At 68.4% G+C, this 12,011-nt stretch carries 14 protein-coding genes and 1 tRNA gene; 9 read left to right on the plus strand and 6 right to left on the minus strand.

What is annotated here, in order from left to right:
* Positions 1–27 precede the first annotated feature (27 nt).
* From ACQKQD_RS29885 to ACQKQD_RS29910, 6 genes are all read left to right on the plus strand, one after another.
* Positions 28–510 (plus strand): hypothetical protein, encoded by a 483-nt coding sequence (locus tag ACQKQD_RS29885; protein WP_427510387.1) that lies wholly within the window; start codon positions 28–30, stop codon positions 508–510.
* Between the two features lie 312 nt (positions 511–822).
* Complete coding sequence (locus tag ACQKQD_RS29890; protein WP_427510388.1) at positions 823–1,338, plus strand: hypothetical protein; 516 nt, start codon at positions 823–825, stop codon at positions 1,336–1,338.
* The gene (locus tag ACQKQD_RS29895; RefSeq protein ID WP_427510389.1) at positions 1,335–1,607 is read left to right on the plus strand and encodes a hypothetical protein; all 273 of its coding nucleotides are present in this window, start codon (positions 1,335–1,337) and stop codon (positions 1,605–1,607) included. Before ACQKQD_RS29890 ends, ACQKQD_RS29895 begins: the two co-directional genes overlap by 4 nt.
* A 68-nt stretch (positions 1,608–1,675) precedes the next feature.
* Positions 1,676–1,751 (plus strand) — tRNA-Ile (locus tag ACQKQD_RS29900).
* Between the two features lie 17 nt (positions 1,752–1,768).
* The gene (locus tag ACQKQD_RS29905) at positions 1,769–2,008 is read left to right on the plus strand and encodes a hypothetical protein (protein WP_427510390.1); all 240 of its coding nucleotides are present in this window, start codon (positions 1,769–1,771) and stop codon (positions 2,006–2,008) included.
* Positions 2,009–2,241: 233 nt separating this feature from the next.
* Positions 2,242–2,760: a MucR family transcriptional regulator gene (locus ACQKQD_RS29910; protein ID WP_427510391.1), complete on the plus strand. Its 519-nt coding sequence runs from the start codon at positions 2,242–2,244 to the stop codon at positions 2,758–2,760.
* Positions 2,761–2,781: 21 nt separating this feature from the next.
* Here the strand turns inward: ACQKQD_RS29910 and ACQKQD_RS29915 are convergent, their stop codons facing one another.
* The 4 genes from ACQKQD_RS29915 to ACQKQD_RS29930 form a co-directional block, all read right to left on the minus strand.
* Positions 2,782–3,210, minus strand: coding sequence for a hypothetical protein (locus ACQKQD_RS29915; RefSeq protein ID WP_427510392.1), 429 nt, complete (start codon positions 3,208–3,210; stop codon positions 2,782–2,784).
* 307 nt (positions 3,211–3,517) lie between these two features.
* A complete protein-coding gene (locus ACQKQD_RS29920; protein WP_427510393.1) occupies positions 3,518–4,060 on the minus strand; it encodes a hypothetical protein in 543 nt (180 codons plus the stop codon).
* A 66-nt stretch (positions 4,061–4,126) separates the two neighbouring features.
* Positions 4,127–7,060: a MobF family relaxase gene (gene mobF, locus ACQKQD_RS29925; RefSeq protein ID WP_427510394.1), complete on the minus strand. Its 2,934-nt coding sequence runs from the start codon at positions 7,058–7,060 to the stop codon at positions 4,127–4,129.
* Positions 7,057–7,350, minus strand: coding sequence for a hypothetical protein (locus ACQKQD_RS29930; RefSeq protein ID WP_427510395.1), 294 nt, complete (start codon positions 7,348–7,350; stop codon positions 7,057–7,059). The genes mobF and ACQKQD_RS29930 overlap by 4 nt, the downstream gene beginning before the upstream one ends.
* A 270-nt stretch (positions 7,351–7,620) precedes the next feature.
* On the opposite strand from ACQKQD_RS29930, the gene ACQKQD_RS29935 reads away from it, so the two are divergent.
* The 3 genes from ACQKQD_RS29935 to ACQKQD_RS29945 are packed head-to-tail and all read left to right on the plus strand — an operon-like array spanning position 7,621 to position 9,531.
* Positions 7,621–8,133: a hypothetical protein gene (locus ACQKQD_RS29935; protein WP_427510396.1), complete on the plus strand. Its 513-nt coding sequence runs from the start codon at positions 7,621–7,623 to the stop codon at positions 8,131–8,133.
* A gap of 5 nt (positions 8,134–8,138) precedes the next feature.
* Positions 8,139–8,948, plus strand: coding sequence for a chromosome partitioning protein (locus tag ACQKQD_RS29940; protein WP_427510397.1), 810 nt, complete (start codon positions 8,139–8,141; stop codon positions 8,946–8,948).
* A complete protein-coding gene (locus ACQKQD_RS29945) occupies positions 8,932–9,531 on the plus strand; it encodes a hypothetical protein (protein WP_427510398.1) in 600 nt (199 codons plus the stop codon). Before ACQKQD_RS29940 ends, ACQKQD_RS29945 begins: the two co-directional genes overlap by 17 nt.
* 167 nt (positions 9,532–9,698) lie before the next feature.
* Here the strand turns inward: ACQKQD_RS29945 and ACQKQD_RS29950 are convergent, their stop codons facing one another.
* Together ACQKQD_RS29950 and ACQKQD_RS29955 are read right to left on the minus strand one after the other, a co-directional pair.
* Entirely contained in the window at positions 9,699–11,204 is a 1,506-nt protein-coding gene (locus tag ACQKQD_RS29950) for a type IV secretory system conjugative DNA transfer family protein (RefSeq protein ID WP_427510399.1), read from the minus strand.
* Positions 11,205–11,524: 320 nt separating this feature from the next.
* A complete protein-coding gene (locus ACQKQD_RS29955; protein ID WP_427510400.1) occupies positions 11,525–11,809 on the minus strand; it encodes a hypothetical protein in 285 nt (94 codons plus the stop codon).
* Positions 11,810–12,011 lie beyond the last annotated feature (202 nt).

The following is a 12,011-nucleotide window of genomic DNA, read 5'->3' on the forward strand; positions in this document are numbered from 1 at the left end:
GCAGCCTTCCAGCCGGGTCCCGCCCTGATGCCCGCTCTGACCGACCGTCAGCGGATCGAGCTCGCGATCCCCGCCTACCTCGTCTACGCCATCGCGAGCGCGCCGGGCGCCTTCATCCCGGCCGATCCCGCCCTGATAGCGAGGGCTGAGGCGGATATCGCCGCTCTGTGCGAGAAGCTGCGGATCGCGTGTCTGGAGCCGTTTGCCGATCTGATCCCGTCCAAGCGGCGTGCGCTCATGCGCCGGCTCGAACGGATCAAACGGCTGGCGACGGCCGACTGGCATGAGCGTCCCGCGCTCAGCCTGATGCTGATGCTGTGGTGTTTCCTCAAGGACCTGACCGACCGTGAGGTCCTGGTCCTGTGGGAGGGCTCGGCGATGGATCAGGCGACGCGGATGCTGCTGCCGATGTTCGAGCACGGCTTCCGCGAGCATGGAAGCGAAGCCGTCGCCTACGAGCAGGCCGGCGTGTTGCTCGATGGCCTGCGAGCGGAGGGGCTGTACCGCTGAGCCGCCCCTCGGATCGGCAGGCTCCTGAGACCAGGCACCTCGATCCGAGCGCAGGTGGCAGTGCCGCCTCCAGTTTGGGGGGCTGGTATTGATCGGCACGTCACGTTGCAGGTCGAAACTGCTGTGCGGGCGGCTGGGGATGAGATCTCGATCCCGGGGTCGAGCTGCGGCTCGGTGCTCGTACGCGACGGGGCGGTGGCGTATGGGCCTTACCCGCGGGCGCAAAGTTCGACGGTCAGAGACGATGGCTCGTTCGGATCGACGCGCGGCGCGCGACTTCACGTAGTGCCATCATGGAGAGACGCGGTTCGGATGTCACAGGACAGCACACTCGCAAACGCCCTGGCCGATGTGAGGCGGCAGCGTGCAGCCCTCGAAGCCGATTTCGAGCGGGTCGGCGCGGAGTTGACGAAGCTACGCTTGGCCGAGCGGTCCCTGGCCTCCATCGTCGAAGGGACGCCCTTGGAGGACCTTCCCGACGAGCAGCCGCGTCGCCGTGCATCGGCTGGCGACGATCAAGCTCGCGGCGGGCGGGGTGCAGGGCGCGGGCCTCGTGGCCCTCGTGCGAACTCGGCCAAGGGCCGGTTGAAGGCGCTCCTGGAGGAGGCCGGGCCGCAGGGGCTCTCCCATGCTCAGATCAGCGATCGGCTGCAGGATGTAGCGCCCAACACCCTGGCCACGTACCTCAGCATGTTGACGACGAGCGGCGAGGTCGAACGGCACGGCGACGTCTACCGGGGCGCCGCTTCGGTTGCCGAGCCAGTGGCCGACACCTCTGACGGTGGGGATCCCGACGGTGTCGAGCACGCGCCGGCCGAGGAGGGATGAGTGTGTCGCCAAGCGAGGACGAGGACTTCGAGCACTCCTCGCTGTCCGGCCCCGTGAGCCACGACGGCGAGACGATCGACCTGGAGATCTACCGCCGTGCCGGCTCGCAGGATCCCTGGCGGATGGAGGTCGTGCACATCGGGGGTGGTTGCACGCGGTGGTCCGTAGAGTTCGCCACGGATCAGGAAGCTATCCGAACATTTCGGGCGCTCGTTGCGGAGCATGGTCTGGCGATCTTCACCAGCCGAAGCTCGGATCCGCAGCACTGATCGCGTCGTCGCTCGGCTTGAAGGGCGCGGGTTGTGACGCTGGAGACCTGCCGGCTATGTGATGCCAGGGGCCTGTAGCTCAACGGTTAGAGCCGACCGCTCATAACGGTCTGGTTGCAGGTTCGAGTCCTGCCGGGCCCACCATCTCTGCCGGAACTGCGATGCCCTACACCCTCCAGCGCTTGGCCGCCGGCAGCTACGACCTGCTCCTCGATGGGGACGTCGTCGGCAGCGTGGTGCGCAGCGTCTCGAAAGGCGGCGACGTCCGTGGATGGCACGCGGAGCTGTTGGAAGATGCCCCGCCTCGGCCTGCGCCGTTCATGCAGGTGGCGCACCGGTTCGACACGCTGGAGTCCGCCGTCGCATGGCTGGGTGGAGCATACGTCGAGGACAGCACCTGACCACCTTGTGGGCACAAAGCCGAGTGGATCAGGGTGGCCCTCGGATTGGCCGGGACGAAGCCGGGCCTCACCGAAGGGATGCCAAGTGGCAAGCACCGCCTGGCCGATCCCTCGTGATCATGCGCCGAGGCAGCCGGAACTGCCATAATCGTAATACCTTTACCAAATAAAAGATCTTTGATAATATTCCAGAACCGGCGTAATATCGCGCCGATTATAAGGATATCGGCGACGTGGACGATAAGATGGGGACGATCGGGGCCGAGAGCATCGACTATACCGGGCTCACAGCTGATCTCGTCGCAGCGTACGTGGCGAACAACCCCGTGCCTGTCACGGAGTTGGCAACCCTGATCGCCAACGTCCACGCGGCGGTGACCGGGCTCGGCAACACGAGTGCGTTGGCGGCCCCGCGCGTCGAGAAGCCGACGGCCGCCCAGATCCGGAAGTCGATCCGACCCGATGCGCTGATCAGCTTCGAGGATGGCAAGCCGTACAAGACGCTCAGGCGCCATCTCACGGGGCTGGGGCTCGATCCAGAGACCTATCGGGAGAAGTGGGGCCTGCCGCGGGACTACCCGTTGGTGGCGGCGAGCTACTCCCAGGCCCGCTCGGCGATGGCCAAGAGCATCGGCCTCGGGCAGTTGCGTGGGAAGGCAGCTTCGCAGCGCGCAGACATTCCAGAAGCTACGGCGGAGAAGCCGAAACGCGTGGGCCGGCCGCGGAAGGTCACAGAGGCCGCCGAGGGTTAGCGGCACCGCCGGCAGGGGTAATCAGGCGTAAGGACCTCGGAACAGATCTCCGAGTGCTTTGCGCCGAAACAGTGTGACCCAGCGGCGCCGGCGATGCTCGGGGCGATCATGGATCATGTGGCATCGCTGGCAGAAGGCCGCGAGGTTGGCGTTCGTGTTGTTGCTGGTGTCGTGATCGCGATGGGCGGCCGCGAGCACGACGCGCGTCCTGCGCACACGCCCGAGCACATCGTCGACGCCGAGGGTGAGGTGCATCCGCTTGCCGCCCCCGTCACGCCAAGTGCCGCCGTCGGCATCCCACCAGCGGCCGTCGCCCAGATGGTAGACGATCCGCCCATGAGGCCGCGCGCAGCTCTCGCAGCGGCCCTTGGCCCGGTCGAACCGGATCACGATCGAGAGCTGCGGCCAGTCGATCGGATAGAAGAAGCGGTGCTCGCGCCGGATCGGCATGAGATCGCTCTGTTCCACACGGGGTGAACAAAGCGTAACTTCACCCTACCTCGCGGATGCGCCCCGAGTGCCACAGCGCAGCGACGGGTCTCAGGATGCGGCGCCGATCGATCGGATCGATTGCGCTGCACGAGCCGATACCTTGACTCTTCCATCCCAGCTATTAGATTTATGCGCAGTGATAGACAGCGAGGCTTCCCCCATGGGGGTCGCTATCACATGCCCGCCCACGTTGGCCGGAATACCACGGTAAGGGGCACTCGCACCGCCTTCAGGCGATAATCAAGGCTCCGCATAGGGGCCTTTTTTATGCCTTGGGCACCCTCTCCTGCTTGAAGTGACACTGGCGGAGGAACCTCTTCACGTGCTCGCGCCGCTTGTGGTGGGCTGCCACGTACTCCTTGTCGTAGGCTGACTTGACGACGAACTCGACGTTCACGCCCGTGGTCTTGGAGGGCATGAGTTCGTAGTAGACGTGGTATTTCACCCCATCTGTCGTAGGGTCACCGGCGATGGTGAGGTGGTTTCTCTGGTTCCTGTCCTTGGACTCGAATGTAAGGCCATTGTTCAGGAGAAACTGAGTGCACAGCGTGTGAAGTGAGAGACATGCTGCGTACCTTATCGGGCAAAAGACCCTGGATTTGCCTCCCTCATCGAGGAACACGGCTTCGGCAGCAGGACTCCCGTCGTGAGCCTGGCTGTAGACGTGCGAATGGAAAGACACGCGCACGATCAGATCCTGTCCCGTTGCAATATGATCCGCGAGCGTGACCTTGAACGGCTGAAGATGATGGAGCCTGTGTGTCGTGCCGTTCGAGAGGATCGGCTGGTGAGTAACGGGAAAGGTCAAGTCGATACCGCAGGTGGGTGTAACCGCCGGCGTATGGGCCACTCAGGCGCGTGGCAAGCACATGCCTCACCGCTCGATGCCGCGTCCGCGCTCTGGATCCGGGTGCCCCAGACGGCGGGCGAGCTGCGCCGTGAGCGCGTGAGTCGCCGAAGTCGATGCGCGGGTCAGGCGCCGTCCGTAGGCGTCGATCACGCGCCACGCCGGCACGATCAGGCGCTCCACGCCGAGCCAAGCCGCAGCCTCGCGTAGGGACCGCGCCGCACGCGCCGCACGGCGCACATCGATGCCCGGGCCGACGCGCTCGCGTAGTCCGAGCAGGCCGTCGCGCACGAACGCGACCCGGTCGGCGGCATAATCGGCCACATTGGCTTTCTCGCGGTAGGTACGCGCCTCTCGGAACAGCCGCTCCAGCACCATCGCGTCGGTGGCCGGCATCCGCGGGTCCGCCTGCCGCTGTCGGCACAGGGCGTCGGGCCGGTCGCGCTCGATCACCACCCGCGCCTCGTGCCGATGCCGGGTCAGACCGACATAGATCTCTCGCGCGTCCGTACCGGCCCCCAGATACATCACCGTCGCAGCGCAGGTTCGCCCCTGCGCTGCGTAGACTGTGCCGGCATACGCGTGCACGATCTTGGGTTGTGGCCGCGCACGGCCGAACCGCGGTTGCTGCGCCAGATCCGACCACGCCGCCTCGATCACCCGTCCGTCTTCCAGCGCCAGGCGCAGACGCGCGCCTCCCTCCGGCTCCGCAGTGATCGCCTCGACACGGGCACGGTTGCCGTTGCGCAAACCGAGATGGGAGAGGCTCTCGCCGAAGCGCAGGGCGTCGCCGACCGCGATCGCCAGCGGCACGAGCTTATCCGCGCGGTCGCGCGCCGGCAGGGTGATCAGGTCGGGTCCGAGGCATCCCTCCACGCGCAGCGCGGCTCGTACCCGCGCGTTCAACGCGGCCGCGTCGGCGTTACGCCGGGTCACGATCAGCACATCGTCGCCGTGGGCGGCGCGCTGCTCACCCCAGATCGCGATCACGCGCGCCTGCGCCGCGTCGACGCCTGCGATCAGTTCGACCCGATCCTCGGCCACGTAGGCGCGCAAGCCCGCCTCGGCGTCGCCGCGTGCCATCGCCACGGAGGCGGCGCGCTGCCAGTCCACCGTCTGGCGCCGCACGTCTTCGAGCACGGCCGAGCGCCCGACCACCTCGGCGACCACCCGCAATGCGCTCGCACCCCCGACCGAGGCCAGCTGGCGTCGATCGCCGACCAGCACCACCTTCGCCCCAGCGGCGCGAGCGGCACTCAGCACGGCCTCCAGATCGCGGGTGGCGACCATCCCGGCCTCGTCGACCAACACCAGAGTGTCGGCGTCGAGTTTTGGCGGGAGATCCGGACGGTGCGCTGCGTCGGGACCAGTCGCCCGCACCTGGTCGTGGCGCCAGCGCGCGATCGCCTGAGCCGGGATCCCGGTGGAGCGCGCGAGCTCGTCGGCGGCGACCCAGGACGGGGCGAGGCCGATCACCCGCAATCCGGAGCCGTGGGCTGCGGCCACGAGCACCGCGGCCGTCGTGGTCTTGCCGGTCCCCGCACCGGCCTGCAGCAGCGACACCCCGTCCCGGCCAGCGGCATGACGCACAGCCTCGCCCTGCTCGGGGCTGAGGTAATGAGCTTGTGTCAGCGCGTCCTCGACCGCCTCGGGCGTAATCCACGTCCGCTCCAGGGGTCGATCAGCCGCGCGCAGCATCGCAGCCTCGCAGGCGGCGATGCTCGGGCTGGTCCAGCACGCGCTGGCATCCGGCACCAACTCGGCGTCGGCCAGCCGCAGCAGTGTGCCATCCCGCTCGAGCTGGGCGAGTTCCGCCTCGACGGCGTCGACACCGAGGCCGACGACGCCGGCGACCTCCAGGGCACGCTGGAGCAGGTCCTTGCGTGCCACGACGCTCTCGTGCCGAAACAGGGCCGAGGCGGCGCGTGCCACCGGACCGTCGCCGAGGATCTCGGGTGGGTCGAACGGGACTTCCCGCCCCGGATCGCGCTCGGCGGCTATCGCGCGAGCAGCGTCGCGCTCGGGATGCTGCGCGGCCAGCCACGGATCGATCGCGCAGGCGGCGAGCTCCTCCCGCCAGCGCGCCTCCAGCTCCGGGCCGGTCGGCAGTTCCTCCTTTCCCTGGCGAGTGGCGAGTGCGGCGATCTCGCGCTGGGCGCTGCTGGCTCCTGCCCCTGCATAGGCGAGGATCTGCTCGGACCGCTTGGAGAAGGCCGCGAGCAGTGTCTCCGGCAGGCCAGCGATCTCCCACTGGCCGCGCCCGGCCTCGCGATACTGCAGCCCGAACCGCTCGCGCAGCCCCTCGGCCAGCGCCGCCCTGTACGCTGCCCCAACCGCGAGCTGAGCTGCGTACAATCGCTCGGGCTCGATAGTCAGATGCGTCAGCGACTTGTAGCGGCCAGCGCCGGCATTTGCGGGTGCACCAGCGACGTTGATAAATACACAGTGTGTATGAATATTCGGATCACCTTCCCGGGTTGTATAATGATCGAACCGGCCGACGATCAGATCGCGCGGGCGATGCTGCTCCGTGCCGCCCGCGCCGGTCCGGACGGTGATGAGTCCCTCCGCGCTGACAAAACTCAGCGCGCGCTCGACCGCGGTGCGGTGGGCCTCCTCGATCGCCGCGCGCTGCTCGGATGTGCCGGCCATCCAGAGGACGGACACGGACTTCCCGGGCGTCATGGTGCAGTCGACGCCGGCCCAGTGGCCCGGGCCCGCACCGCGGACCAGCGGCCTGCCGGTGGCCGGAGCGAGCCCTGCACAGAGATCCCGGAACGAGGCCGCATCGATCGCGGCGCCGTGGCGCACGACGGTCTCGCCGCTGCTCCACCACACCCCGCCGCCATCCGAGAGGTAGTACTCGTCGCGCCGATCCGGGCGCGCTTCGCGCCGGCTGTCGTTGGTGTAGTACGCCGCCGCCGGTGCGCCGGCGCCGAGGCGATGCAGCGAGGCGGTCACCGCGCCGGATCGGCGGCGTCGCCCGTGCGGAGGCGGCAGACCTTGGACAGGTCGATACCGCCCGATGGCGCACAGAGGTCACCGACGGCCTGAGCCATGTCGAGGATGGCGCCGTCGATCTGCTCCATCCGCTCGATCAGGACCCTATGGCGGATCGCCACCTCCAGGGCCTGAGCGACGCAATCGGCTGCGAGGCTTTCGGGGGACCAGCCGCGCTCGGTCGCGGCAACCTTCAATCGGTCGGCGAGCGCCGCCTCCAGGATCACGGTGAGCTTGACCTCCTGGGCCATCGGCGTACCTGCTCGTGAAGAACCACGCTCCACGCCGTGGCACGATCCGAGCGGCCCGGCGAGGCTCGCTCGGCCACGCGGTTAACGCCCCGTCACTTCAGTGCGTGTGGTGTGATACCCTTCTTGTTGCCGTACGCGTTACCGTACCGCTACCGTCCTCGGCCGTAGCTTGCCGCTTGCTGCCGGATCTTAACGTCGGCTTGCCGTCGCCCGCGGCATTCGCCCGATCGCCTGCACGCGGTGGCAAGCCCCGCCCTGTTAGGCAGCGCCATGGCCCAGCGCCCCCGCCTCGACCTGCGCCGCCTCGCCCGCGACGCTGCCGCAACCCCCAACAGCCACCGCAAGGCCGGTGCGCCGGGCGGGCGTCCCGCCACCGGCTTGATGGAGGCCGTGCGCGACCACCTCGATGCCCTCCTCGCGCTTCAGGCCAGCGGCCTGACCTGGGACGCGGTCGCGGCCGGGCTCACAGCGCAGGGCTTCACCACCGCCGACGGCGGGCCGATCACCGGGCGCAATCTCACCGGCATCATCTCCAGTGTGCGCCGGCAGGCCGCCACCCGCGCCGCCCGGGCGGCGAAGCGGACGGCGCGCCCCGACCGGGCGGATCCCGCGCCATCGCCCGCGGCCCCGACCGGCTCCGGAGCCGGACCGATGCGGCTCGCTCCGGAGCTGCGTCCGGACCGCGATACACCGGCCCCCACGCCTGCAGACGCACCGCTCACCGAGGCGGAGATCCGCCAGATGCAAGCCGAGCGGCACAGCCACCTGTTCAAGAAGGACTGACACCCATGCCCCGCGTCCTCCTCGTCGCCCAGGAAACCGGCGGCGTCGGCAAGTCGACCGTGACCCGCGGCCTGGCTGAAGCGGTGCCGGACGCCCCGATCCTGGAGATCGAGTCCATCCACCGCCTGACCGAGTTCAAGACCGCCAAGGCCGCCAACGAGCCGGGCAGTGTGCAGCACTTCCCCATGCGCGCCACGCGCGAGGCGATCGAGGCCAGCGGCGGCAAGGCCGCGCGTGCCGAGCTCGACGATGTGATCAACGCGCTCCACACGGTGAAGATCGCCACCCTTGTCGACATCGGTGCGAACACCTCGGCGAGCCTGCTCGGCATCCTCAAGGACGAGGCACCGGTCCTGAGGAGCGCGGGGATCGAGCTCGGGCTGGTGGTGGTGGTGGCGGCTGAAGCCGGCTCCCTCGCCGACGCGGGCAAGCTGCTGCACGCGGCCAAGGACTGGGCGGGCGCCCGCTTCGTCGTGGCCAATGCTGTGCGCGGTGCGACCGACCCGGCTATCCTGAAGCGGGTCGTGGGCGACGCGACGGTGACGCACCTGCGCGCCTTCGAGCTGGAGGACGAGACGCGCGCGGTCCTGGCGGCCGGTCAATTGCGCGGTGTAGGCCGGCTCGACCGGGCGAGCCTGGTCGAGCAGACCTCACCGGCGAAGGCCGGACGGATCCTGCGCGATCTCACCGCCTTCCGCCTTGCCGTGATGGAGGCGGTCAAGCCGGCCGCCCTTTGGCTCGTCGAGGAGACATCGGTCCCGCCGGCACGCGGCGGGACGCAGGCGGGGGGAGCCAAGCGTGCCCGCAACGCCTGAGGACGTACGTGCCCGTCTCGCGCGGGCCGAGCGCGCCGCCCGCGAGGCCGCGGCCGCGTTCGAGCAGGACAGCCGCGCCGCACTCACCCGGCTGAAGGCGCGCCCGCAGCGCGAGCGCTTCGCCGCCCTGGAGGACGGCGCCCCGCAACTCATGCCGGAACATCGGCGCGAGCTCCTGCTCTCCCTCCGCGACCAGTCCGGAGAGGCAGAGCCGAGCGCTCGGCCGATCCCGGTCCACGCCAGCCGCATCGAGATCTGGCGCGGGCGCCTGCCGTTCCGGGGGCGCCTCGTCGTCCGCAACGCGCTGCTCGCGCTCTGCTTGGTGTCCGCGTTGCTCCTGGCCTACCGCCGCACACCGATCTCCTGGGTCGAGGCTCGGAGCAGTGGCGACGTGCCCGCGGACTGGGTCATGCCGGATGGGCAGCCCGCCGGCGACCGCCTCGTGGCCGGACGTGCCTACGCGCTGATGCGGGTCACGGACGGCAAGGCCGAGCTGCGCGATTGGCGCCCCGGGGTCGGGTACGCCGTGACGCATGTGCCGGCGGATTGGCTGCAGACCCGTCCCGGACCAACTTCGCACTGAGCGCCGGAGCATCCTCGATCGAGGACGCTCCGGCGCCGATCACGTGGCAATCGAACTGCCGACAGCCGCTGAACCGATCAGCCCTGTCAGGGCCGGTCGCGTGTCCTCTCGACCCCTGCCGATGCACGCCGACGCATCGGGGACACGAGCGCGGCGAGGGCCTCGGCTCAGCGCGCTCGACCGACCGGCGCCACGGAGGTGATCAGCCTGCGGAAGCGCGGATCGGTATGCGCGACCGTCTTCTTCAGGCGCAGCGGATGGCGGGCGTGGCCGCCGCTGTTGGGAAACACCAGGAGCTCGTCGCCCGGCATCGCGATCAGCGCCTCCTTGGTCATCAGCCGAGCACCTTGCGAGGCACGGGTCGTGGACGGCGTGCCCTTGGCGTCGCCGGTCGGAGCGGTCTGCGTCTCGACGAAGGCGGTGTAGTCGCCGATCGCCCGCGACCAGCGCTCGGCCTCGTCCGGATCGACGGCCGGCACGTCGAAGATCGTGACGACCTCGGCGGTGTTGAGCAGTACGTCCGCTCCGGCCTCACCGTAGAGGCCGACGAGCTGGGCGCGATCCTGCCACATCGTCCACAGACTGGCGCCGTAGCCCGGCAACTCGCCCGCCGCAGTCAGCAGAGCGTCGAACCGGCCGAGCACCGCGGCCTCGTCGACGAAGATCATCAACCGCTCGGTCGGGCGACGACGGCGCACCGAGGCGAACAGGTCGGACAACAGCCAGCGCAGGAACGGGGCGAGCACGGCCTTGTACTCGGTCGGCACCGCCACGAACAGATCGACGGTACCGGAGGACAGTTCCGCCAGCTGGAAGGTCGAGGCGCCGACGAGGTCGCGCAGGCGCCGGTCGGCGAGCCACTGGAACGCCTGCAGGGCGGTGGACTTGATCGGGTCCTTGGTCTTCGGATCGGCCTCCAGGATCTCCAGGGCTGCGTAGGCCGCGGGCTCGGGCCAGTGTGTGACGTACTGCTGCAGGAGGCCGCGGAAGCGGCCCTCGTCGCTGAGGAGGTCCTGGACCTCCGTCACCGAGCACACCTCCGGGCGGCGCAGGGTGACTAGAAACGCGCCGGTGATCAGGTCGACGGCCCGGTTGCGGAAGTAGGCGGAGGCCTCGCCGTCCCCGGTGGCCTCGGGCAGGAGCGCCAGCGCGGTGCTTTGGAGGTAGAGGACGTCGTTCGGGTCGCGGCCCTGGAGCGGGTTCCAGCGGTCAGTGCCGCCGGCCAGCCCCATAGGATCCAGGCAGACGACCTGCCGGCCGAGTGCCCGGCGCCGAGCGGCCACGGAGCGATAGACCTCACCCTTAGGATCGAGCACCACTGCTGGACCGCCCCAGCCCTGAGGTTCGGGGAAGGCGAGGTTCGGGATCAGGAGACCCGAGGTCTTACCCTTGCGCGGCGGCGCGATGGTGACGAGCGTACCCTGTACGGCGAGGCGCACCGGGTGACCCGTCTCCGGATCCCGGCCGAGTTCGAGGCCGTCGCGCAGCCGCCCGCGCTCAGCTGCGTTGGCAAAGCGAGCCGAGCCGAAAAGGTCCGAGGTGTCCCGCTTCTGTTCGGGCTTGGCGCGGCGCAGGAGTGCGGCGCCGAACAGGATCAGGAGTGGGGCGACGGCGAGGAGCGGCCCCGTTGACCAGCCGTCGTTCGCGAACTCGGGGGCACGGCCGATCAGCATCAAATACGGTACCGCCAGCGCATCGCCCATGTGGCGGGAGAACAGGGTCTCAAACCAGACACCTGGGCGCGTCACCCCTGCGGGCCAATACGCCGGGTCGAGCCCGTTCTGGATCAAGCCCGCGACTGGGTGGGCAAGAAGCACAGTCGCGAGAAAAGCTAAGAAGACCAGACGCATGCGCATGAGGGGTCGATCACAAAGGCCGGCGGCGTCACTGCGAGCACGGCTGGTCTTCCACGCTTGGAACTGAGCGATGGCATGGCTTCCAGCCAAGCCATGCCGATTGGGAAAGACAGCCGTCGATGGATGTCGGGTAAGCCTTAAAGCAACGATAGGATGTCCCGCTCCAGGCGTGCGAGCGGCTCAACCTTATCCCCGGGGAGAGGCCTGACTTGCGAAAGATAAGACAGGCACCTCAGCCCGGCACTGAACTGATTACGGGTCGCTGACGTCCGCAGTTCGTTGTCTATGACCCTGCGCAACCGCGCCTCGGCGATAAGCTTGTCGTCTTCCAGAGAAGGCACATCACTCGCCGACGCGAACTCCCGCGCTACGTCGCCGTAATGGATCTCATCGTGATGAAGTTCAAGAAAAGTCATCAGCATGAAGCAGTTCGCCGCAATTTCCCTGTAGATCTTATATGGAAATTCCGGCCTTGCAGAGTTAAAAACTGTCTGCTGCAGAGTGTAAAAATTTGGCACTGCACATGTCCCTTAGCGTGACGTCGTCGGCATATACGCCTTTCCCTGAAATAATGTCTTGAGCAGCGCGCAAGCTTTAGGCAGGAAAATAATAGCTTGGTCATTG

This window comes from Methylobacterium sp. NPDC080182 (genome assembly GCF_050281105.1).
In the GTDB taxonomy this organism is placed as follows: Bacteria; Pseudomonadota; Alphaproteobacteria; order Rhizobiales; family Beijerinckiaceae; genus Methylobacterium.

Coding starts and splice junctions, on each gene's coding strand:
- ACQKQD_RS29885 (WP_427510387.1), top strand. CDS start 28: ATGCCCGCTCTGACCGACCGTCAGCGGATCGAGCTCGCGATCCCCGCC.
- ACQKQD_RS29890 (WP_427510388.1), top strand. CDS start 823: ATGTCACAGGACAGCACACTCGCAAACGCCCTGGCCGATGTGAGGCGG.
- ACQKQD_RS29895 (WP_427510389.1), top strand. CDS start 1,335: ATGAGTGTGTCGCCAAGCGAGGACGAGGACTTCGAGCACTCCTCGCTG.
- ACQKQD_RS29905 (WP_427510390.1), top strand. CDS start 1,769: ATGCCCTACACCCTCCAGCGCTTGGCCGCCGGCAGCTACGACCTGCTC.
- ACQKQD_RS29915 (WP_427510392.1), bottom strand. CDS start 3,210: ATGCCGATCCGGCGCGAGCACCGCTTCTTCTATCCGATCGACTGGCCG.
- ACQKQD_RS29930 (WP_427510395.1), bottom strand. CDS start 7,350: ATGGCCCAGGAGGTCAAGCTCACCGTGATCCTGGAGGCGGCGCTCGCC.
- ACQKQD_RS29935 (WP_427510396.1), top strand. CDS start 7,621: ATGGCCCAGCGCCCCCGCCTCGACCTGCGCCGCCTCGCCCGCGACGCT.
- ACQKQD_RS29940 (WP_427510397.1), top strand. CDS start 8,139: ATGCCCCGCGTCCTCCTCGTCGCCCAGGAAACCGGCGGCGTCGGCAAG.
- ACQKQD_RS29950 (WP_427510399.1), bottom strand. CDS start 11,204: ATGCTGATCGGCCGTGCCCCCGAGTTCGCGAACGACGGCTGGTCAACG.
- ACQKQD_RS29955 (WP_427510400.1), bottom strand. CDS start 11,809: ATGCTGATGACTTTTCTTGAACTTCATCACGATGAGATCCATTACGGC.